Raw genomic sequence first — 21368 nt, forward strand, 5'->3', positions numbered from 1 at the left:
GGCCGTGCTGGAATACCGTTCCGGCGCCGGTGGGTGGGTAGTTGGCGTGCTGTTAGGTGATGCGTGGGGGCAGTACCACGGTGTCGCCGGTGACGTCGATGGTGACCTTGCCGCGCAGTGCATAGGAGCGTCTGTTCTCCAGGAGTTCGTGCGCTTCGCCGGTTCGGGCGAGCGGAAGGGTTGCGCCGATGACCGGTTTGACCAGGCCGCGTTCGACGAGGGTGGTGAGTGCGTCGAGCTTTCCGCGGTTTTGTCGGGTGAAGACGAAGTGGTAGGCGGCGTTTTTTCCCCATGCTTCGATGAGGTTTTGCGGTTGGGTGATGTCGACGATGCTGACTACGCGTCCGGCATCGGCCAGTGTCAGCGGGCTTCGGGTGAGCGTGTCGCCGCCGATGGTGTCGAAGACGACATCGACGCCGTTGCCTTGGGTCAGCTCGGCTACCGCGTCGATGTAGTCGGTCGTGGTGTAGTCGATTGCGGCATCGGCTCCCAGGGAGCGCATGAATTCATGGTCGGCGGGTTTGGCGGTGGTGATCACGCGTGCGCCGATTGCGTTGGCGATCTGGATGGCGATGGTGCCGACGCCGCCTGTGCCGCCATGGATGAGGATCGTCTCGCCGACGGTGAGTTGAGCTCGGCTCACCAGGGCTTCCCAGACTGTTCCGCCGACCAGGGTCAGGCTCGCTGCTTCGAGGTGACTGAGGTTCTGCGGTTTGCGGCCGACGAGTTCGACGTCGGCGATGTGTTGCTCGGCGTAGGAGCCGGGGCCGCCGAAGATCCGGGGGGTGTAGTACACCTCATCGCCGGGGCGGAACTCGGTGACGTGGGATCCGATTTCCTCGATCACCCCGGAGATGTCATGGCCGATGATCGCCGGCAAGGCCACCAGATCGGCGTAGTCTCCGCGGCGGATCTGATAGTCCAGCGGGTTGACCGCGCTGGCATGCACGCGCACCCGCACCTGACGGGGTCCGACCTGCCCAACGGCGACATCGCGTAACTCGAAGGCATCGACCCCTCCGAAACGGGCCAGTACAACAGCTTTCATCAAATCAGTCATCTCGTTCACAGCTTTCTCTTCAAGTTCCAGGATGCGCAACGGCGCCGAGCGGTTCTTCTCTCAGTGTTGCGCGCACCATCCACCCACTCCAGTGGCGGTGATACCAATATCTGCGAGGAGGGTGGCACGCCCGTCGCGCGGCGCTCGCGCCGACCCGGCGGTACGCATTGGGGTGAGGTCACGGCGTGTTTCATCGCAATCTGCCGTCGTGATCACCGGTGTGGGGGTGCATGTTCGGCGGGGATGACGCCGAATCGGCCGGCCTGATAATCCTCGTAGGCGCGGACGACCTCCTCGCGGGTGCTCATCACAAAGGGCCCGGACTGAACCACGGGTTCTCGGATCGGCTGACCGCCGAGCAGCAGGACCTCCAGGTTCGGCTCCGCGGCGGGTTGGCTCTGCTGGGCGGCAAGGGTCAGTGCGTCCCCGGCGCCGTAGACGGCGAGTTGACCTTTTCGGATGGGTTGCGCGGTTGCACCAACGGTGCCGTTGCCGGCGAGCACGTAGGCCAGCGAGTTGAAATCGGCCTGCCACGGCAATTCCATTCGCGCACCGGGACTTACGGTGGCGTGCACGACGGCGATGGGTGTGTAGGTCGTGCCCGGACCGGTGTAACCGGCGATGTCGCCGGCGATGACCCGAAGTAGTGCGCCGCCGTCGGCCGAGGACAACAGCCGAGCTTGCTTAGCGCGGATGTCTTGGTATCGAGGTGTGACGAACTTGTTGGCGCGGGGCAGATTCACCCACAGCTGGACACCGTGAAACATCCCGCCGGAGAGGACCAATTGCTCCGGTGGCTTCTCGATGTGCAGGATTCCCTTACCCGCGGTCATCCATTGGGTATCGCCGTTGGTAATCGTTCCACCGCCGCCATGCGAGTCACTGTGCTCGAAGGTGCCATCGATGATGTAGGTGACGGTCTCGAAGCCTCGGTGGGGATGCCACGGGGTGCCCATGGGCTCACCCGGCGCCCAATCGATCTCGCCCATCTGATCCATATGGATGAACGGGTCCAAGTCGGTGTGCGACACCCCAGCGAAAGCGCGTCGCACCGGGAACCCGTCTCCCTCGAATCCGGCCGGTGCGGTGGTGACCGATCGCACCGGCCGTTGGGTGTAGGTGGCTGGATTCGGTACGGGGACGCGGGGCAAAGTGAGCGTGTCCGCGGTGATCGCCGGCATGTTTGTTCCTCTCAGTTGGTGTGAAGGCGTGGAAATCGAGACGGAGTCAGCGACCAGCGCGGCTGCGACTGCGACTGCGAGCGCTGAACTCATTTCGGCAGTGTGGAAGACGGTGCGACGAGAACGTGTCAGGCCACAACCCGATGCTCATCCCGGAAGTACCCGCGGTCAGCGGCGACGCCAGCCAACAGGACGCGCAGCTGGGATCGACCGCGGTGGATCCGTGACATGACGGTGCCCAGCGGCGTGCTCATGATCGCGCTGATCTCCTTGTAGGCAAGTCCCTCGACGTCGGCGTAGTACACCGCCATCCGAAACTCTTCGGGCAAGGCATCCAGTGCGTTCCTGACGTCGTCGTCGGGCAATGACTCCAAGACCTCGACCTCGGCGGAACGCAGGGCTGTTGGTGAACGTTCCACGTCGGCGGCCAGCTGCCAGTCGTGGATCGTGTCGGCGGGCACCTCATCGGGCCGGCGCATCCGCTTGCGGTACCGGTTGATGTGGGTGTTGGCCTGGATGCGAAAGAGCCACGCTTTGAGATTTGTCCCCTGCTGAAAGGTCCTGAAACCGGTGTACGCCCGCACCATGGTCTCCTGCACCAGGTCTTCTGCGTCGGCGCGCTGTTGGGTCATTCGCATGGCCCCACCAAAAAGCTTGTCCAAGAGCGGGATTGCGTCACGCTCGAAACGCGCCGCCACTTCAGCGTCGGTTTCGTCCGGGACCGGGTTGGGGTGGCCGTTGATGGTTGGAGGTACAGCGGGTTCGAGGTTGATCATGGCGGTCTCCTAGTGCTGTTCGGTAAGTGTGAGCAGCGGCATTGCGAGGGCGGGCGCGAGGTGATTCTGGAGTGCCACGACGGCTCGCAACGGTCGCAGATGGATCGACAGCGAGGCGACCTTGCCTTCGGCGTTGATGCCGATCAGATCCACGCCGTCGATCTCGGTGGTGCCGATCTTGATATTAGTTACAACTGCGAAATGCCCATCGCCTGCGATGATTTCGGTGACGATGAACTCGTCGAAGACATCGAGGAGCTGAGCCACGACATGCGCGACCTTCTCGCGGCCGACGACTGGCTCAACGGCGATCGGGCTCTCGAGAATCACATATTCGGCAAGTTCAGCTGCTGCGCTCGTGGCATCGCGTGCCTGCACAGCTGCCAAGAACGCCGATAGTCCTGCAGGAATCTCATCCATGGTGATCGACTTCCGTTGTTTCCAGGTTTTGCTGGAGATGTGTGTGCTGCGGATCGAGTCGGCGGAACCGGCTTTCTCCGTGCCACAAGGTTCGCAGCGCCGAGGGCGCCTTCGCGTCGGTGAAAGTCCCTTACGTAGTTCTCGGCCGCTACCGTTGTGGCGAACGATGTCACCAGCGGGTCGCAGCCGAGCCATCGGCGTGCGCACGAAGCCGTGTGGGGATCTACAACGCTCGACCGGAACACGATGTCCGCTCGACAAGAGTTCCAGCTGTCAGCGCACTCCCTGGAACACGATTTCAAGAATGGCGTCGATGTATCCGGGTTCGAGTGGCATCGAATGAAACAGCCGGTACTCGACGACTCCGTACAGCAGGTCGCGCAGAGTCTGCCAGTCGGCGTCGGCGCGCATCTCGCCGCGCTGCATTGCCAGGGCGGTCCGGGCGCCGAAGTCCGCAATGTTGGGTTCGATGATCTGGTCGAAGAGGGTGCGCAGGAGGTCGGGGTCGGACTGGCCGGCGGCGATCAGACCCCGATATGCAGGTCCGAAGCCGGTGGTTGTGATCACCTCCAGGATCCCTGTCAGCTGGGTCCGGATGTCGGCGACGATGTCGCCGGTGTCGGGGATTGCCACGACGGTGCCGAGGCGCTCGGTCGCAGCTTCGAGTATCACCGCACCTTTGGAGGGCCACCAGCGGTAGATCGTCTGCTTGCTCACGCCTGCCTGCCTGGCGATCGCCTCGATGGAGATGTTGTCGTACCCGAGCTCGCCGATCATCGAGATGGACGCGTCGAGGATGGCCCGACGCGATTGTTCGTTGCGGCTTGCTGGCATGCCGGACACCGTAGGAGACAGGCGCCTACGAAGCAATACGGTCCGGTTCGTATTGACGGGAAGCGGACCGTCTCGTATCGTTTCCGGTGGCTGGTGCGGCGCTCCTGGCCAAAGCCTTGGAACGCTCGGATCAGCACGGATAGGCGCCTCCGCAGGAAAGGAAGCCTCCCGTGTCCGTCGAACTGATCGATTCAGAAGACGCTCGGCTCATGCTTCTCGGGGTCGACGCGTCGCCGGTCCTGACCCGAGCGCTGGTCGAGCATCGACCTTCCGCGACGGAGGCCCCGCGTTGACGATGGTGGAGCTGCCGCCGGCACGGGTGGAGGAGGGACTCGGCCGAGCCCGGACTCAGCAGAAAGCCGCCGACCTGCTAGGGCGACGCGCAGAGCGTGACGCGATCGGCCAACTCCTCGCCGAGGCGCCGGCGGGACGCAGCGGGGTGGTCGTGGTGCGCGGGGAAGCGGGCATCGGAAAGTCTGCGCTGCTGCAACACGCCCGCGACACCGCGGCCTCATTGGGAATCCGGGTGGGATCCTCGGTCGGCGTGGAGTCGGAGACGCAGTTCGCATTTGCCGGCTTGCACCAGCTGTGTGCGCCGCTACTCGACCGCACAGAGACGCTGCCAGACCCGCAGCAGGCCGCACTCAGCGTGGCGTTGGGCCGTCAGGGCGGCGCCGCACCGGACCGCTTCCTGGTCGGGCTGGCCGTCCTCAACCTCCTCGCCGAGAAGGGGCCGCTGCTGTTGCTCGTCGACGACGCCCAGTGGCTGGATCAGGCGTCGGCGCAGGTTCTTGCGTTTGTGGCGCGGCGGGTGGTGGCCGAACGGCTGGTGCTGATGTTCGCGGTGCGCGACCCCTGCGAAACCGGTGGAAACCCCCTGGTCGGCTTGCCCGAAGTGCGACTGGCCGGACTGGGCGAGGCCGATGCTCGGGCGTTGTTGACCACGGCTGTTCGCGCACCGCTCGATCGTGGGGTCCGCGACCGGATCGTCGCCGAGGCACGCGGTAACCCGTTGGCGCTGCTGGAGCTGCCCAGCAGCGCGCAGTTGGCCGGTGGGTTCGAACTCCCCGACGTCATGAGCGTCCCGCGCCGCATCGAGGACAACTTTCAGCGGCGCTCGGCAAGCCTGCCGACTGAGACGCAGCAGCTGATGTTGGTGGCTGCCTCGGAGCCGACCGGCGATGTGGCGCTGCTGTGGCGCGCGGCCAACCATCTGGGGATCTCGCCTGAGGCCGCCGTGCCCGCGGAAACCGCAGGACTGCTTGAGATTGACACCCGAGTTCGGTTTCGCCATCCACTGGTGCGCTCAGCGGTCTACCGTGCCGCCACGTCCCCGGAGCACCGTCGGGCCCACCACGCCCTGGCCGCTGCCACCGATCCGCAAGCCGACCCGGATCGCCGCGCTTGGCACCGCGCGCAGTCGGTGCTGGGCACTGACGAAGAGGCCGCCGCGGAACTGGAGCGTTCGGCTGATCGCGCGCTGGCCCGCGGCGGGTTCGCCGCCGCGGCTGCGTTCCTTCGACACGCGACCGATCTGACGCCCGGCCCTGCTCATCGGGCGAGACGGGCACTGGATGCCGCCAACGCCAAGCACTGTGCCGGTGCGCCCGAGGCTGCCCTGGAACTGCTGGAGAGTGTGGACGCCGCGCAACTGGATGCGCTGCAACGCGCCCGCCTGGAACTGCTCCGAGCCCAAATCACATTCCACCTGACCCAAGGCAGCGAGGTGCCGGGGATGCTGTTGCGCGCCGCTCAGATGTTGGCTCCGCTGGATCCCTCGCTCGCTCGTGAGACCTACCTGCAGGCCTTCGACGCTGCCACCTTCACCGGGAGCCCGGGTATCGACCCGGGCCTGCCGGAGATTGCCGAAGCTGTCATGGCCGCACCGGCGCCGCCGGGGCCGCCAGGACCGGCGGATCTGCTGCTCGGCGGGTTGGTGGCCGTTCATACCCATGGATTCGAAGCCGGTGCGCCCGTCCTCAGGCAGGCTCTGGAAGCGTTCCGCGAGCACGTGTTCCCGGTCGAGACCGCCCAAGCCGGCGACGCCGGGAACTGGCTGTGGCTGGCGACGCGGACCGCTATCGGGCTGTTCGAGGACGAGCTGGTCATCGTGTTGTCCGACCGCTACGTGCGACTCGCGCGCGAAGCCGGCGCCCTCGCCACGCTGCCGGCTGCGCTGGTCGTCTCGGCGTGTGCGCGGGTCTACACCGGTGAGCTTGCTCTCGCCGCCGAGTTGGCGGACGAGGCCGCGGCGCTATCACATGCGTCGGGTGCGCTGCCTACGAGCATCGCGCACACGTACGTGGGTGCGTGGCGTGGGGTTGATGTGGAGGCCACCGACCGGGACGACACCGGTGACGTCGAGGCGAAAGAACGCCCGCGGGGTATCGAAGCCACGGTGTCCATGTGTGCGATGGCGGTGCTCCACAATGGCCGCGGTAACTATCCGGCAGCGCAGAAAGCCGCTTCTCAAGCATGTGACACGGACGAACCGTCGATCAGGTGGCAGGCGCTCCACGAGCTCGTCGAGTCGGCGGCCCGCGCCGGCGATCCGGAAACGGCTTCTCGCGCAACGGAAGAGCTCAGCATGAGAGCCCAGGTCAGCGGTACCGAATGGGCGCTCGGTGTCGCTGCGCGCTCACGTGCGCTGACCTGCACCGGATCCGACGCAGAAGAGCACTATCGCGAAGCGATCGAGCGGCTGGGAAATTGCCGCATGGGCGCGTTCCTGGCCCGCACCCACCTCGTCTTCGGCGAGTGGCTACGCCGGGAAGGCCGCCGCAGCGACGCACGCGAACAACTCCGCACCGCGCACGCGTTCCTGTCGGAGATGGGCGCAGAGCCGTTCGCCGCCCGGGCCGCCCGCGAACTGCGTGCCACCGGCGAGCATCCACGCAAGCGAACCGCTCAACCCACCGACGGGCTCACCGCGCAAGAACTGACCATCGCACGACTCGTTGCGACCGGGGCGACCTCCCGCGAGGTCGGTGCGCAACTCTTCCTGAGTCCACGCACCATCGAAGCCCACCTGCGAAACATCTTCCGCAAACTCGGCATCACCTCCCGCAGACAACTCAAAGAGCTGCCCCTGCCCTGACCGGAGAGATCGGGATATGCTCTCACCGAGCACCCCGAGAAACGCTGTCCAACAGAGACTCTCGGTGCAATACCGGCATCGTGCAGGTCCATCTCAGTTCATACCAGGAAAAACACAACATTCATTCGGTGCTTGTTGTGGACTCGAGGAGGTTCGATGACTCTGACGCTGAGCGAAGCTCGACGGATGTGGCAGTTGGATCGACGCCGAACGTCGCGTTGTACCGGCTGCGTGTCGTCAGTGGATAGCTGACTGCGCCGTCTCGAATGACAAAAGGGGCGCCCCGGGGGGAGGGGCGCCCCTTTTGTGGTTTCGGGGGTTACTTGATGTCGATGAAGACGACGTTGCCGGTGGTTTGGAGGACCTTGTCGTCGCCTTGGGCGTCCCAGACGTATTCGCGGATGGGTTGGCCTTGGCGGATGGAGATGATCTCGGCGTTGTCGAGGGCGGTGGAGCCTTGGCGGTTGACGATGACGCGGTTGCCGTCGGCTTCGAGTGCGGCGATGGTGTCGGTGGCGCTGGTTCCCGACGGGCGGCTTTGGGGCCAGGGTCCGGCGGCGGCGGGTCCGGCCAGTCCGATGATGGTGGCGGTGAATCCGGCGGCGATGGCGGTGATGGTGGTGGCGGCGGTGAGGTTTTTCATGGTCTCTGCTTGTCCCTGTGTGTTGGGTCGCAGCCGTGGAGCGAATCTCGCGGTTTCGACGTTCTGTGTTGCCTTCTTTTTGTGGTTCTGATGGCTTAAACCGGCAGGTCAGGGGTTTAATTCCGGTGGCAGGAATTGAACGGCCGCTGGCAGGAACCGGCGCCTGATTGCCCGCCGGGACTGCGTTTCGCGCGGGGAATCTCGGGAGGGGCCGTGCTGGAATACCGTTCCGGCGCCGGTGGGTGGGTAGTTGGCGTGCTGTTAGGTGATGCGTGGGGGCAGTACCACGGTGTCGCCGGTGACGTCGATGGTGACCTTGCCGCGCAGTGCATAGGAGCGTCTGTTCTCCAGGAGTTCGTGCGCTTCGCCGGTTCGGGCGAGCGGAAGGGTTGCGCCGATGACCGGTTTGACCAGGCCGCGTTCGACGAGGGTGGTGAGTGCGTCGAGCTTTCCGCGGTTTTGTCGGGTGAAGACGAAGTGGTAGGCGGCGTTTTTTCCCCATGCTTCGATGAGGTTTTGCGGTTGGGTGATGTCGACGATGCTGACTACGCGTCCGGCATCGGCCAGTGTCAGCGGGCTTCGGGTGAGCGTGTCGCCGCCGATGGTGTCGAAGACGACATCGACGCCGTTGCCTTGGGTCAGCTCGGCTACCGCGTCGATGTAGTCGGTCGTGGTGTAGTCGATTGCGGCATCGGCTCCCAGGGAGCGCATGAATTCATGGTCGGCGGGTTTGGCGGTGGTGATCACGCGTGCGCCGATTGCGTTGGCGATCTGGATGGCGATGGTGCCGACGCCGCCTGTGCCGCCATGGATGAGGATCGTCTCGCCGACGGTGAGTTGAGCTCGGCTCACCAGGGCTTCCCAGACTGTTCCGCCGACCAGGGTCAGGCTCGCTGCTTCGAGGTGACTGAGGTTCTGCGGTTTGCGGCCGACGAGTTCGACGTCGGCGATGTGTTGCTCGGCGTAGGAGCCGGGGCCGCCGAAGATCCGGGGGGTGTAGTACACCTCATCGCCGGGGCGGAACTCGGTGACGTGGGATCCGATTTCCTCGATCACCCCGGAGATGTCATGGCCGATGATCGCCGGCAAGGCCACCAGATCGGCGTAGTCTCCGCGGCGGATCTGATAGTCCAGCGGGTTGACCGCGCTGGCATGCACGCGCACCCGCACCTGACGGGGTCCGACCTGCCCAACGGCGACATCGCGTAACTCGAAGGCATCGACCCCTCCGAAACGGGCCAGTACAACAGCTTTCATCAAATCAGTCATCTCGTTCACAGCTTTCTCTTCAAGTTCCAGGATGCGCAACGGCGCCAAGCGTGTGGCGGTGGGTCTCGTGACGCCGGTGCTGGCGTCGGCGGACAGCTGACTGCGGCGTCTCGAATGACACAGGGGCGCCCCGGGGGGCGCCCCTGTTGTGTCTGGGGTGGGCTACTTGACGTCGACGAAGACCACGTTGCCGGTGGTTTCGAGGACCTTGTCGTCGCCCTGGGCGTCCCAGACGTATTCGCGGATGGGCTGGCCTTGGCGGATGGAGACGATCTCGGCGTCATCTAGGGCGGTGGAGCCCTGGCGGTTGACGATGACGCGGTTACCGTCGGCCTCGAGTGCGGCGATGGTGTCGGTGGCGCTGGCTCCGGAGGGGGCGGCTTTGGGGGGCCACGGTCCGGCGGCGGCGGGTCCGGCCAGCCCGATGACGGCGGCGCTGAATCCGGCAGCGATGGCGGTGATGGTGGTGGCGGCGGCGAGGTTCTTCATTGTTCTCTTCTCTCCCTCTGTGTTGCTGATTTGTTGGTTCTGATGGCGTAAACCAGCAGCTCAGAGGTTTAATTCCGGTGGCAGAATATGAACGACCGCTGGCAGAAATCGACGCCCTGACACCCCGGCGGGGTGTCAGCAGGGAGTCAGCGGAACTCGTCGGCGGAGGCTTCGATCCAATCGGACCGCCAGGACTCCGGCGGATCCTCGAGCAGCTCGCCGGGCATCAGCCAGTCGTAGATCTCGGCGTAGGTGCGAGAACGCTGACCCTCGACGCGACGGTTGAGCATCGCGGGAGACAGCTCGTGGAATCCGGCCAACCCCATGGACGCCACGATCTGAGCGGCACTGGCCACGGTGGCGCGTTGGAAGTTGAACACTCGCATGGTTTTATCGGGGACATCGAGTGCTCTGGTGCGCGCCGGGTCTTGGGTGGCCACCCCGGTCGGGCAGTGGTTGGTGTTGCATTTGAGCGCCTGGATGCAGCCGACCGCGAACATCATCGCCCGCGCCGACAACGTGAAGTCAGCGCCCTGGCAGACACGACTGACGATGTCGACGCCGCTGGCCACCTTGCCCGACGCCCCAACCTTGATCTGGCCCCGCAGCCCGGTGCCCACCAGGCTGTTGTGCACCAGCATCAGCCCCTCGGTCAAGGGCATGCCGACGTGGTCCTCGAATTCCTGTGGCGCCGAGCCGGTTCCGCCTTCAGACCCGTCGACGATCACGAAGTCCGGCGCGATCCCCGTGGCGAGAATGCCCTTGCAGACCGACAGGAACTCCGAGCGTGCGCCGACACAGAGTTTGAATCCCACCGGCTTGCCGCCCGAGAGTCTGCGCAGCGTCGCGAGGAACTCCGCGAACTCGACCGGGGTGCGGAACGCGCTGTGCGCAGGTGGCGAGATCACCGTTCGTCCCACCGGGACGCCGCGGGTGGCGGCGATCTCCGCGCTGACCTTCGCGCCCGGCAGTACTCCACCCAGACCCGGTTTGGCTCCCTGCGACAGCTTCACCGATACCGCTTTGACCGAGGGAAGCCGCGCCTTCTCGGCAAAAGCCGCCGGGTCGAAGTGGCCGTCGTCGTCTCGGCATCCGAAGTACCCGGAGCCGATCTCCCAGATCAAGTCGCCGCCGCGCAGGTGATACGGGCTGATCCCACCCTCACCGGTGTCGTGGGCGAACCCGCCGCGTGCGGCTCCCGCGTTGAGTGCCTCGATGGCGTTGGCGGACAACGCCCCGAAGCTCATGGCCGATACGTTCAGCAGCGCGATGTCATAGGGCAGGGTGCAGTGCGCCCCGCCCAGCCGGACGCGTGGATCCAGGTCATCGGCGAACCGCGCCCGCAGTGAGTGGCGCAGGAACTCATAGCCGATGGCGTTCACGTCGCGCTCGGTGCCGAAAGGCTCATCACCCTTGGTGCCCGCGGCCCGTTCGTAAACCATGTCGCGGGTCTCCCGGTCGAACGGCGAGGCCTCGGTGTTCGACTCGATGAAGTACTGGCGGATCTGTGGCCGGACCGCCTCCATCAGCGGGCGGGCGCGTCCGAGGATCGGATAGAGGCGGAATACGGTGTGCCTCGTCTGCAGCAGATCCCACGTACCCAGCGCGGCCACCGCCAGCAGAATCACCGCGGGCACGGCCCACCATCCGTCACGGGTGGCTGTCAACGAGATGGCCGTGATCGCGAGCATCCACACGCCGCCGACGATGAGGGGCCGGATCAGCACGGCGTGAGGGTATCGCGCCGGCCGACAAACGCACGCGAAGTACGCCGAAGCCATCGCCTATGATCGCCGGGTGGCTGAGCAGCCAGTAGACCTATCAGACGATGCGCTGGCCGACGCGGTCAGCGCGGCCAGGCATGCCTTCGACCAGGCGGCCGACCTGGATGCGCTTGCGCGCGCCAAAACCGAGCACCTCGGCGACCGGTCGCCGATCGCCCTGGCGCGCCAGGCCCTGGGGTCCCTGCCCAAAGCCGACCGCGCCGACGCCGGCAAACGGGTCAACGTGGTCAGGGCCGATGTCCAGCGCGGTTACGACGAGCGTCTGGCGGTACTGCGCGCCGAGCGCGACGCCTCCGTTCTGGTCGCCGAGAGAATCGACGTCACGTTGCCGTCGACCCGGCAGCCGATCGGCGCGCGGCACCCCATCACGATCCTCGCCGAGCGGATTGCCGACACCTTCGTCGCGATGGGCTGGGAGTTGGCCGAAGGCCCCGAGGTCGAGACCGAGCAGTTCAACTTCGATGCGCTGAACTTCCCGCCGGACCATCCGGCCCGCAGCGAGCAGGACACGTTCCACGTGGCGCCGGACGGCTCGCGACAGGTGTTGCGTACCCACACCTCACCTGTGCAGATCCGGGCACTGCTGGAGCGGGAGCTGCCCGTCTACATCATCTCGATCGGGCGCACCTTCCGCACCGATGAACTCGATGCCACCCACACCCCGGTCTTCCACCAGATCGAGGGCCTGGCCGTGGACAAGAACCTCACGATGGCCAACCTGCGCGGCACGCTCGACGCCTTTGCACGCTCGGAGTTCGGACCCCAGGGCCGCACCCGGTTCCGGCCCCACTTCTTCCCGTTCACCGAGCCGTCGGCCGAGGTCGACATCTGGTTCCCGAACAAGAGGGGCGGACCCGGCTGGGTGGAATGGGGCGGCTGCGGCATGGTGAACCCGAATGTGTTGCGCGCCTGCGGCATCGACCCTGAGGTGTACTCGGGATTCGCCTTCGGTATGGGTCTGGAGCGGACCTTGCAGTTCCGCAACGGCATCCCCGACATGCGGGACATGGTCGAAGGTGACGTGCGCTTCTCGCTGCCGTTCGGGGTGGGAGCCTGATGCGCCTTCCCTACAGCTGGCTGCGCGAAGTCGTCCAGGCCGGCACGCCGGGTTGGGACGTGTCCGCGGAGGAACTCGAACACGCGCTGATCCGCATCGGCCACGAGGTCGAGGAGATCATCCCGGTCGGCCCTGTCAGCGGACCGCTGACGGTGGGCCGGGTGGCCGTGATCGAGGAACTCACCGAGTTCAAGAAGCCGATCCGCGCGGTCAAGGTCGATGTCGGTGCCCAGAACGTCGCGGGTGAGCCACGCGACATCGTCTGTGGTGCCACCAACTTCGCCGTCGGCGACCTGGTCGTGGTGGCCCTGCCGGGAACCGTGCTTCCCGGCGACTTCACCATCACCGCGCGCACGACCTACGGCCGCACCTCCGACGGGATGATCTGCTCGTCGTCGGAGCTGAACCTGGGCGCTGACCATTCCGGGATCCTGGTTCTGCCGCCGGGTACCGCCGAGCCGGGCACACCCGCTGCCGAGGTGCTCGGGTTGGACGACGTGGTGTTCAACCTGGCGATAACCCCGGACCGCGGCTACTGCCTGTCGGTGCGGGGATTGGCACGAGAGATCGCCAACGCCTACGACCTCGACTACGCCGACCCGGCCAATGTCCCGCCGCTGCCTGTCGACGGCGAGGCGCTACCGGTGACGATCGAGCCCGGCACCGGCGTGCTGCGTTTCGGGTTGCGGCCCGTGACCGGCATCGACCCGCAGGCGGTGTCGCCGTGGTGGATTCAGCGTCGCCTGCTGCTCAGTGGCATCCGGGCGATCTCGCCCGCGGTGGATGTCACGAACTACGTGATGCTGGAGCTGGGTCACCCCATGCATGCGCACGACCGCGGCCTGATCACCGGCGGGTTCCGGGTGCGTTTCGCCACCCCGGGGGAGACGGTCGTCACCCTCGACGACGTCGAACGTCGCCTGGACCCCGCCGACGTGTTGATTGTCGACGACGCCGCCACAGCCGCCATCGGCGGCGTGATGGGTGCCGGCACCACCGAGGTCCGCGAAACCACCACCGACGTCCTGCTGGAAGCCGCCGTGTGGGATCCAGCCGCGGTGTCGCGCACCCAGCGGCGTCTGCACCTGCACAGTGAGGCCGGCCGCCGCTACGAACGCACCGTCGACCCCGCCGTGTCCGTGGCGGCACTGGACCGCTGCGCCGCACTGCTCGCCGAGATCGCAGGCGGGACGGTGGAACCCACACTCACCGACTGGCGAGGCGACCCGCCCGCCGACGACTGGTCGCACCCGCCGGTGAGCATGGCCGTCGACCTCCCCGACCGCACCGCGGGGGTGGCGTACCCCGCCGGTGCCGCGCAGAAGAGGTTGACCCAGGTCGGTGCCGACGTCGTCCTCGACGGCGACCGACTCACGGCCAAGCCGCCGAGCTGGCGCCCCGACATCCGTCAGCCCGCCGACCTGGTCGAGGAAGTGATGCGGCTGGAAGGGCTCGATGTCATCCCGTCGGTGCTGCCGCCGGCGCCGGCCGGGCGCGGTCTCACCCCGGACCAGAAGCGCCGCCGGGCGATCGGGAAGTCGTTGGCGCTCAACGGCTACGTCGAGATCCTGCCCACGCCGTTCCTCGGCGGTGACGTCTTCGATCAGTGGGGTCTGCCCGCCGACGACGAGCGCCGCCGCACCACCCGGGTGCTCAACCCGCTGGAGTCCGATCGCCCCGAGCTGGCCACCACGTTGTTGCCCGGGCTGCTCGAGGCGTTGGCGCGCAACGTGTCCAGGGGTGCGACCGACGTGGCGCTGTTCGGTGTCGCACAGGTGGTCATCCCCACCTCGGACACCCGTGCCGTCGAACGCATTCCGAACGATCGCCGTCCCACCGATGACGAGATCGCGGATCTCGACGCGTCGCTGCCCCGGCAACCGCGGCATGTCGCCGCGGTGCTCGCCGGCCTACGCGAGCCCGCGGGTCCGTGGGGTCCGGGCCGCCCGGTGCACCCCTCCGATGCGTTCGAGGCGGTGCGCATCATCGGCCGGGCCTGCGGGGTGGAGTTGACGTTGCGACCGGCCCAACACTTGCCGTGGCACCCCGGTCGCTGTGCGGAGGTGGTCCTCGGCAACCAAGAGGATGCCGTGGTCGTCGGCCACGCCGGCCAGCTGCATCCCGCGGTGATAGAACGCTGCGGTCTGCCGAAGGGCACCTGCGCGCTCGAGCTGGACCTGGACATGGTGCCGATCACCGACACGCTGCCGGCGCCGTTGGTGTCACCGTTCCCCGCGGTGTTCCAGGACGTCGCGCTCGTCGTCGACGACGACGTCGCGGCCCAGAGTGTCGTCGACGCAGTGCGCGCGGGCGGGGGCCGCCTGCTCGAGGACGTCCGGCTGTTCGACGTCTACACCGGCCCGCAGATCGGCGAGGGACGAAAATCGCTGGCACTGGCGCTGCGGTTCCGCGCGCCCGATCGCACCCTCACCGAGGAGGAGGCCAGCGCCGCACGCGACGCGGCGGTGGCAGAGGCGGCGGCCCGGGTCAACGCCGTTCTACGGTCCTGACCTCGGGTGATCATCCGTGACGAACGCGAAACCGATATCGGGGCCATTCGCGCTCTGACCACTGCGGCTTTCGCCGATGTGCCGCAGAGTCGTCAGACCGAAGCTGCCATCATCGACGCGCTGCGGGCAGCAGGGGCTCTCACCCTCTCGCTGGTGGCGGTCGATGAGAGCGACCAGGTCGTCGGCCACGTGGCGGTGTCGCCGATCTCCCTGAACGGCGACACCAACTGTGGCTGGTACGGCGGCGGCCCGCTGTCGGTGCGGCCCGAATTTCAGCGCAGCGGCATCGGCACCGCGCTGGTGCGGGCCGCGTTCGACCGACTGCGCGAGATCGGGGCGCGGGGTTGCGTGGTGGTGGGCGATCCCGATTACTACCGTAGGTTCGGGTTCACCAACGACGTGTCGTCGTTGGTGGTGCCTGAGGTGCCGCCCGAGAACGTCCTGACGCTGTCCCTGCACGACGACATCCCCACCGGGACGGCGGCGTTTCACCCGGCCTTCGCCGCCCAGGATTAATGAGTTTGCAACTTTCTGCATAATCATGCACCATCGCTGCATGACATCCGTCGCCGTCGCCGGTGCCAGTGGCTATGCCGGGGGAGAGATCCTTCGGCTGCTCCTCGGGCACCCCGCCTATGACTCCGGCCGGTTGACGATCGGGGCACTCACCGCGGCCGCCAGCGCAGGCACCGCGCTGGGCGAGCACCACCCGCACCTGCTGCCGCTGGCATCGCGGACGCTGGAGCCCACCGAACTCGACGTGCTCGCCGGGCACGACGTCGTGTTCCTGGCGTTGCCGCACGGACATTCGGCGGTACTGGCCGAGCAACTGGGACCGGACACCTTGATCATCGACTGCGGTGCCGACTTCCGGCTCAGCGACTCCGCCGACTGGGAGCGGTTCTACGGCTCCGAGCATGCCGGCAGCTGGCCCTACGGCCTGCCGGAACTGCCCGGCGGGCGGGACCGGTTGCGGGACGCCAAGCGCATCGCCGTGCCCGGCTGCTACCCGACCGCCGCACTGCTCGCGCTGTGGCCTGCCCTCGCCGCGAACCTGATCGAACCTGCGGTCACCGTCGTCGCCGTCAGCGGTACCTCCGGTGCAGGCAGGGCCGCCAAGGTGGATCTGCTCGGCGCGGAGGTCATCGGATCGGCACGCGCGTACAACATCGGTGGCAAGCACCGGCACACCCCCGAGATCGCCCAGGGGCTGCGTGCGCTGACCGAAGGCGAGGTCACCGTGTCGTTCACCCCGGTACTGATCCCCACGTCACGAGGCATCCTGGCCACCTGCACCGCGCGTACCTCCGCACCGGTCTCGGAGCTGCGGGCCGCGTACGAAAAGGCGTACGACGACGAGCCCTTCGTCTACCTGCTGCCGGACGGCCAATTGCCGAAGACCGGCTCGGTGATCGGCAGCAATGCCGCACAACTCGCGGTCGCGGTCGACGAGGACGCGTCGACCTTCGTCGCGATCGCCGCCATCGACAATCTCGTGAAAGGCACCGGTGGAGCAGCCGTGCAGTCGATGAACCTCGCCCTGGGATGGGCCGAGACCGACGGACTGTCGACGGTGGGGGTGGCGCCGTGACCCGGCTGCTGCGCACCCAGGGCGTGACGGCGCCGGCCGGATTCCGCGCGACCGGAATCGCCGCCGGCCTGAAGGCCTCCGGTGCGCTGGATCTAGCGCTGGTGTTCAACGAGGGCCCCGACCACTCCGCGGCGGGGGTGTTCACCCGTAACAAGGTGAAAGCCGCGCCGGTGCTGTGGTCTCAGCAGGTGCTGACCACGGGCCGGCTGCGGGCGGTGGTCCTGAACTCCGGTGGCGCCAACGCCTGCACCGGCCCCGCGGGTTTCCAGGACACCCACGCCACCGCCGAGGCCGTGGCCGCCGCGCTGTCGGACTGGGGCACCGAAACCGGTGCGATCGAGGTCGCCGTCTGCTCGACCGGGCTCATCGGTGACAGGCTGCCGATGGAGAAGGTGCTGGCCGGAGTCGAAGAGATCGTGCATGAGATGGCAGGCGGCCTCAGCGGCGGCGAAGAGGCCGCTCGTGCCATCATGACAACCGACACGGTACCCAAACAGGTTGCGCTGCATCATCAGGACAAATGGACCGTGGGCGGGATGGCCAAGGGTGCCGGCATGCTGGCCCCGTCACTGGCCACCATGCTCAGCGTCATCACCACCGACGCCGTCGCCGACAGCGCCGGGCTGCAGCGTGCGTTGAAGCGCGCCGCCTCCCGCACGTTCGACCGACTCGACATCGACGGGAGCTGCTCCACGAACGACACCGTGCTGCTGCTGTCTTCCGGTGCCAGCGAGATCACGCCCAGCCAGGACGAACTCGACGACGCCGTGCTGGCTGTCTGTGACGACCTGTGCGCCCAGCTGCAGGCCGATGCTGAGGGCGTCACCAAGCGCATCGTCATCGCCGTCACCGGTGCGGCCACCGAGGACGACGCGCTCACGGCGGCGCGGGTGGTGGCCCGCGACAGCCTGGTCAAGACCGCGCTTTTCGGGTCCGACGCCAACTGGGGACGGGTGCTGGCCGCGGTCGGGATGGCACCGGTGGAGCTCGACCCCGAGCGGATCACCGTGTCGTTCAACGGCTTCCCGGTCTGCGTCGACGGGGTCGGCGCACCGGGGGCGCGTGAGGTCGACCTGTCGGGCGACGACATCACGGTCACCGTCGCCCTGGGCGTCGGATCGGCGTCCGCCGAGGTCCGTACCACCGACCTCTCGCACGCCTACGTCGAAGAGAACTCGGCCTACAGCTCATGAGCCCCACGACCGCCGAGCAGGCTGCGGTGCTCGCCGGGGCACTGCCTTGGCTCAAGGCGCTGCACGACAAGATTGTCGTGGTGAAGTACGGCGGCAACGCGATGACCGACGACACGCTCAAGGTGGCGTTCGCGGCCGACATGGTATTCCTGCGGAACTGCGGTATCCACCCGGTCGTGGTGCACGGTGGCGGGCCGCAGATCAGCGCCATGCTCAAAAAGCTGGGCATCGCAGGCGATTTCAGAGGCGGGTTCCGCGTCACCACCCCCGAGGTGCTCGACGTGGCCCGGATGGTGCTCTTCGGCCAGGTGGGCCGGGAGCTGGTGAACCTGATCAACGCGCACGGCCCCTACGCCGTCGGCATCACCGGTGAGGACGCGCAACTGTTCACCGCGGTGCGCCGCACCGTGCTGGTGGACGGCGTCGCCACCGACATCGGTCTCGTCGGCGACGTCGCGCGGGTCAACACCGACGCCGTGCTGGACCTCATCGACGCCGGCCGTATCCCCGTGGTGTCGACGATCGCCCCCGACACCGACGGCGTGGTCTACAACGTCAACGCCGACACCGCGGCGGCAGCATTGGCCGAGGCGCTCGGCGCCGAGAAACTGTTGATGCTCACCGACGTCGAGGGCCTCTACACCAACTGGCCCGATCGTGGCTCACTGGTCAGCGAGATCGACGTCGCGGCACTGACACAACTACTTCCCACCCTGGAGGAGGGCATGGTGCCCAAGATCGAAGCCTGCCTGCGCGCAGTCGGTGGCGGCGTCCCGAGCGCACATGTCATCGACGGCCGCGTCGAGCACTGCGTGCTGGTCGAGTTGTTCACCGACGGGGGAGCCGGCACGAAGGTGGTCGGCACGTGACCGCGGGGACCCCGCTGCTGGACCGGTGGTCGGCGGTGATGATGAACAACTACGGCACCCCGCCGCTGGCGCTGGCCAGTGGCGACGGCGCCGTGGTCACCGATGTGGACGGCAGGTCCTACGTCGACCTGCTGGGTGGCATCGCCGTCAACGTCCTCGGTCACGGCCATCCCGCGGTCATCGAGGCGGTCACCCGCCAGATGAGCACGCTGGGGCACACGTCCAACTTGTACGCCACCGAACCGGGGGTGGCGCTGGCCGAAGCGCTCGTCGGGCTCCTCGGTGCTCCGGCCCGGGCGTTCTTCTGCAATTCCGGCACCGAGGCCAACGAGGTCGCATTCAAGATCACCCGGCTGACCGGCCGGACCAAACTCGTTGCCGCGCAAGGCGCATTTCACGGCCGCACGATGGGCTCGCTGGCTCTGACCGGTCAGCCGTCCAAACAGGCGCCGTTCGCCCCGCTGCCAGGAGACGTCACCCACGTGCCCTACGGAGACGTCGAGGCGCTTGCCGGTGCTGTCGACGGCGACACCGCCGCGGTGTTCCTCGAGCCGATCATGGGGGAGGGCGGCGTCGTCGTGCCCCCCGCCGGTTACCTGGCGGCGGCCCGCGACATCACCGCCGCGCACGGTGCGCTGCTGGTGCTCGACGAGGTGCAGACCGGGATCGGCCGCACCGGGGCATTTTTCGCCCATCAGCACGACGGGATCACACCCGACGTCGTGACCCTTGCCAAGGGGCTCGGCGGAGGGCTGCCGATCGGCGCCTGCCTGGCGGTCGGCGCGACGGCCGAACTGCTCACCCCTGGCCTGCACGGCAGCACGTTCGGGGGCAATCCGGTCTGCACCGCCGCCGCGTTGGCGGTCCTGAGGGTGCTCGCCGACGAGCGACTGGTCGAACGCGCCGACGTCCTGGGCAAGACCATCAGTCACGGCACAGAAGCGTTGGGCCATCCTCTGATCGACCATGTCCGCGGTCGCGGCCTGCTGCTCGGCATCGTGCTCACCGCCGAGGCGGCCAAATCCGTCGAGAGCGCCGCGCGCGAGGCAGGCTTCCTGGTCAACGCGGCGGCACCCGACGTCGTCAGGCTGGCGCCGCCGCTGGTGATCACCGACGCCCAGGTCGACGGTTTCCTTGACGCGCTTCCCGCCGTCCTGGATCAGGCAGGCACTGAGTTGGAGGGCAAATGACCCGGCACTTCCTGCGCGACGACGACCTGACCCCCGAGGAGCAGGCGGAGGTCCTGGCGCTGGCCGCGGAGCTGAAGGAATCTCCCTTCTCCCGTCGCCCGCTGGAAGGGCCCCGCGGCGTGGCGGTGATCTTCGAGAAGAACTCGACACGCACCCGATTCTCGTTCGAGGTCGGCATCGCGCAGCTCGGCGGGCACGCCGTGGTGGTCGACGGTCGCAGCACCCAGCTGGGCCGGGAGGAGACGTTGGAGGACACCGGGCAGGTGCTCTCCCGCTACGTCGACGCCATCGTGTGGCGGACCTTCGCCCAGGAGCGGCTCACCGCGATGGGTACCGGATCGACCGTGCCCATCGTCAACGCGCTGTCCGACGAGTTCCATCCGTGCCAGGTGCTGGCCGATCTGCAGACGCTGGCCGAACGCAAGGGTGCACTGAAAGGGTTGCAGCTGGCCTACTTCGGTGACGGCGCCAACAACATGGCGCACTCGCTGATGCTGGGCGGCGTCACGGCCGGCGTTCACGTCACGATCGCCGCCCCACGCGGCTTCGAGCCGCACCCGATGTTCGTCGCCGCGGCCGAGGCGCGGGCCGTGCAGACCGGCGCCACCGTCACGCTCATCGACGACCCGGTGCGGGCGGCGACGGGTGCCGACGTGCTAGTGACCGACACCTGGACCTCGATGGGCCAGGAGAACGACGGGCTCGACCGGGTCCGCCCGTTCCGGCCGTTCCAGCTCAATGCCGGGCTTCTCGGACATGCCGACTCGGAAGCCATTGTGCTGCACTGCCTCCCGGCGCACCGCGGACACGAGATCACCGACGAGGTGATCGACGGACCGCAGAGCGCGGTGTGGGACGAGGCGGAGAACCGGTTGCACGCCCAGAAGGCGCTGCTGGTGTGGTTGCTCGAGGCGTCGCCGTGACCAGCGCTGCGACCCGTGCTGGGCGGCAGGCCAGGATCGTCGCGCTGTTGTCGGCGTGCTCGGTGCACAGTCAGACCGAGCTGGCGGCGCTGCTGGCCGACGAGGGGATCGACGTCACGCAGGCGACGTTGTCGCGTGACCTCGAGGAACTCGGCGCGGTCAAGCTGCGGGGCGCCGACGGCGGCGTGGGTGTCTACGTCGTCCCCGAGGACGGCAGCCCGGTGCGCGGCGTCACCGGTGGCACCGAACGGGTGTCGCGGCTGCTCGTCGACCTGTTGGTGTCCACCGACGCCAGCGCCAACCTCGCCGTGCTGCGCACACCCCCGGGCGCCGCGCACTACCTTGCCAGCGCCATCGACCGGGCGGCACTACCGTACGTGGTCGGCACGATCGCGGGCGACGACACCATCCTGGTGGTTGCCCGGGAACCGATGACCGGCGCCGAACTCGCCGCCACGTTCGAGAACATTTCCCGAGCCTGA

At 67.4% G+C, this 21368-nt stretch carries 19 protein-coding genes; 10 read left to right on the forward strand and 9 right to left on the reverse strand.

Annotated features, from left to right (window positions below; translation table 11 throughout):
* Nucleotides 1–52 precede the first annotated feature (52 nt).
* From G6N53_RS18220 to G6N53_RS18240, 5 genes are all read right to left on the reverse strand, one after another.
* Complete coding sequence (locus tag G6N53_RS18220) at nucleotides 53–1060, reverse strand: zinc-dependent alcohol dehydrogenase family protein (RefSeq protein WP_163890699.1); 1008 nt, start codon at nucleotides 1058–1060, stop codon at nucleotides 53–55.
* 212 nt (nucleotides 1061–1272) lie between these two features.
* Nucleotides 1273–2241 carry a pirin family protein gene (locus G6N53_RS18225; RefSeq protein ID WP_163890701.1) on the reverse strand — a complete coding sequence of 323 codons (969 nt, stop codon included), beginning with the start codon at nucleotides 2239–2241 and terminating at the stop codon, nucleotides 1273–1275.
* 128 nt (nucleotides 2242–2369) lie between these two features.
* Nucleotides 2370–3017 carry a sigma-70 family RNA polymerase sigma factor gene (locus G6N53_RS18230; protein ID WP_163890703.1) on the reverse strand — a complete coding sequence of 216 codons (648 nt, stop codon included), beginning with the start codon at nucleotides 3015–3017 and terminating at the stop codon, nucleotides 2370–2372.
* A gap of 9 nt (nucleotides 3018–3026) precedes the next feature.
* The gene (locus G6N53_RS18235) at nucleotides 3027–3437 is read right to left on the reverse strand and encodes a nuclear transport factor 2-like protein (protein WP_163890705.1); all 411 of its coding nucleotides are present in this window, start codon (nucleotides 3435–3437) and stop codon (nucleotides 3027–3029) included.
* A 273-nt stretch (nucleotides 3438–3710) separates the two neighbouring features.
* Nucleotides 3711–4271 (reverse strand): TetR/AcrR family transcriptional regulator, encoded by a 561-nt coding sequence (locus G6N53_RS18240; RefSeq protein ID WP_163890707.1) that lies wholly within the window; start codon nucleotides 4269–4271, stop codon nucleotides 3711–3713.
* A gap of 295 nt (nucleotides 4272–4566) precedes the next feature.
* Here G6N53_RS18240 and G6N53_RS18245 point away from each other — a divergent pair, with 295 nt between their 5' ends.
* Nucleotides 4567–7368, forward strand: coding sequence for an ATP-binding protein (locus G6N53_RS18245; protein WP_163896056.1), 2802 nt, complete (start codon nucleotides 4567–4569; stop codon nucleotides 7366–7368).
* A gap of 319 nt (nucleotides 7369–7687) precedes the next feature.
* Here G6N53_RS18245 and G6N53_RS30455 read toward each other — a convergent pair whose 3' ends face one another.
* The 4 genes from G6N53_RS30455 to G6N53_RS18265 all read right to left on the reverse strand — a co-directional run bounded on the left by G6N53_RS30455 (nucleotide 7688) and on the right by G6N53_RS18265 (nucleotide 11493).
* Entirely contained in the window at nucleotides 7688–8011 is a 324-nt protein-coding gene (locus G6N53_RS30455; protein ID WP_163890709.1) for a hypothetical protein, read from the reverse strand.
* A gap of 261 nt (nucleotides 8012–8272) precedes the next feature.
* Nucleotides 8273–9280 (reverse strand): zinc-dependent alcohol dehydrogenase family protein, encoded by a 1008-nt coding sequence (locus G6N53_RS18255; RefSeq protein WP_163890699.1) that lies wholly within the window; start codon nucleotides 9278–9280, stop codon nucleotides 8273–8275.
* Between the two features lie 162 nt (nucleotides 9281–9442).
* Entirely contained in the window at nucleotides 9443–9769 is a 327-nt protein-coding gene (locus G6N53_RS18260; protein ID WP_163890711.1) for a hypothetical protein, read from the reverse strand.
* A gap of 146 nt (nucleotides 9770–9915) precedes the next feature.
* Complete coding sequence (locus G6N53_RS18265; protein ID WP_163896058.1) at nucleotides 9916–11493, reverse strand: FMN-binding glutamate synthase family protein; 1578 nt, start codon at nucleotides 11491–11493, stop codon at nucleotides 9916–9918.
* A gap of 73 nt (nucleotides 11494–11566) precedes the next feature.
* Here G6N53_RS18265 and pheS point away from each other — a divergent pair, with 73 nt between their 5' ends.
* From pheS to G6N53_RS18310, 9 genes are read left to right on the forward strand one after another with little or no spacing between them, the layout of a single operon-like run.
* Nucleotides 11567–12610, forward strand: a complete 1044-nt coding sequence (pheS, locus tag G6N53_RS18270; protein ID WP_163890713.1) for a phenylalanine--tRNA ligase subunit alpha — start codon at nucleotides 11567–11569, stop codon at nucleotides 12608–12610.
* Nucleotides 12610–15120: a phenylalanine--tRNA ligase subunit beta gene (gene pheT / locus G6N53_RS18275; protein ID WP_163890715.1), complete on the forward strand. Its 2511-nt coding sequence runs from the start codon at nucleotides 12610–12612 to the stop codon at nucleotides 15118–15120. Before pheS ends, pheT begins: the two co-directional genes overlap by 1 nt.
* 6 nt (nucleotides 15121–15126) lie before the next feature.
* Nucleotides 15127–15636, forward strand: a complete 510-nt coding sequence (locus G6N53_RS18280) for a GNAT family N-acetyltransferase (RefSeq protein WP_163890717.1) — start codon at nucleotides 15127–15129, stop codon at nucleotides 15634–15636.
* Nucleotides 15637–15661: 25 nt separating this feature from the next.
* Nucleotides 15662–16711: an N-acetyl-gamma-glutamyl-phosphate reductase gene (gene argC, locus G6N53_RS18285; protein ID WP_205390412.1), complete on the forward strand. Its 1050-nt coding sequence runs from the start codon at nucleotides 15662–15664 to the stop codon at nucleotides 16709–16711.
* The gene (gene argJ / locus G6N53_RS18290; protein ID WP_163890721.1) at nucleotides 16666–17904 is read left to right on the forward strand and encodes a bifunctional glutamate N-acetyltransferase/amino-acid acetyltransferase ArgJ; all 1239 of its coding nucleotides are present in this window, start codon (nucleotides 16666–16668) and stop codon (nucleotides 17902–17904) included. The genes argC and argJ overlap by 46 nt, the downstream gene beginning before the upstream one ends.
* A complete protein-coding gene (gene argB / locus G6N53_RS18295; protein ID WP_163890723.1) occupies nucleotides 17901–18773 on the forward strand; it encodes an acetylglutamate kinase in 873 nt (290 codons plus the stop codon). The genes argJ and argB overlap by 4 nt, the downstream gene beginning before the upstream one ends.
* Nucleotides 18770–19963, forward strand: a complete 1194-nt coding sequence (locus G6N53_RS18300; protein ID WP_163890725.1) for an acetylornithine transaminase — start codon at nucleotides 18770–18772, stop codon at nucleotides 19961–19963. The genes argB and G6N53_RS18300 overlap by 4 nt, the downstream gene beginning before the upstream one ends.
* On the forward strand, nucleotides 19960–20886 hold the full coding sequence (gene argF / locus G6N53_RS18305; protein WP_163890727.1) for an ornithine carbamoyltransferase: 927 nt from the start codon (nucleotides 19960–19962) through the stop codon (nucleotides 20884–20886). The genes G6N53_RS18300 and argF overlap by 4 nt, the downstream gene beginning before the upstream one ends.
* On the forward strand, nucleotides 20883–21368 hold the full coding sequence (locus G6N53_RS18310) for an arginine repressor (protein WP_159231371.1): 486 nt from the start codon (nucleotides 20883–20885) through the stop codon (nucleotides 21366–21368). Before argF ends, G6N53_RS18310 begins: the two co-directional genes overlap by 4 nt.

This window comes from Mycolicibacterium hippocampi (assembly GCF_010723735.1).
GTDB lineage: Bacteria > Actinomycetota > Actinomycetes > Mycobacteriales > Mycobacteriaceae > Mycobacterium > Mycobacterium hippocampi.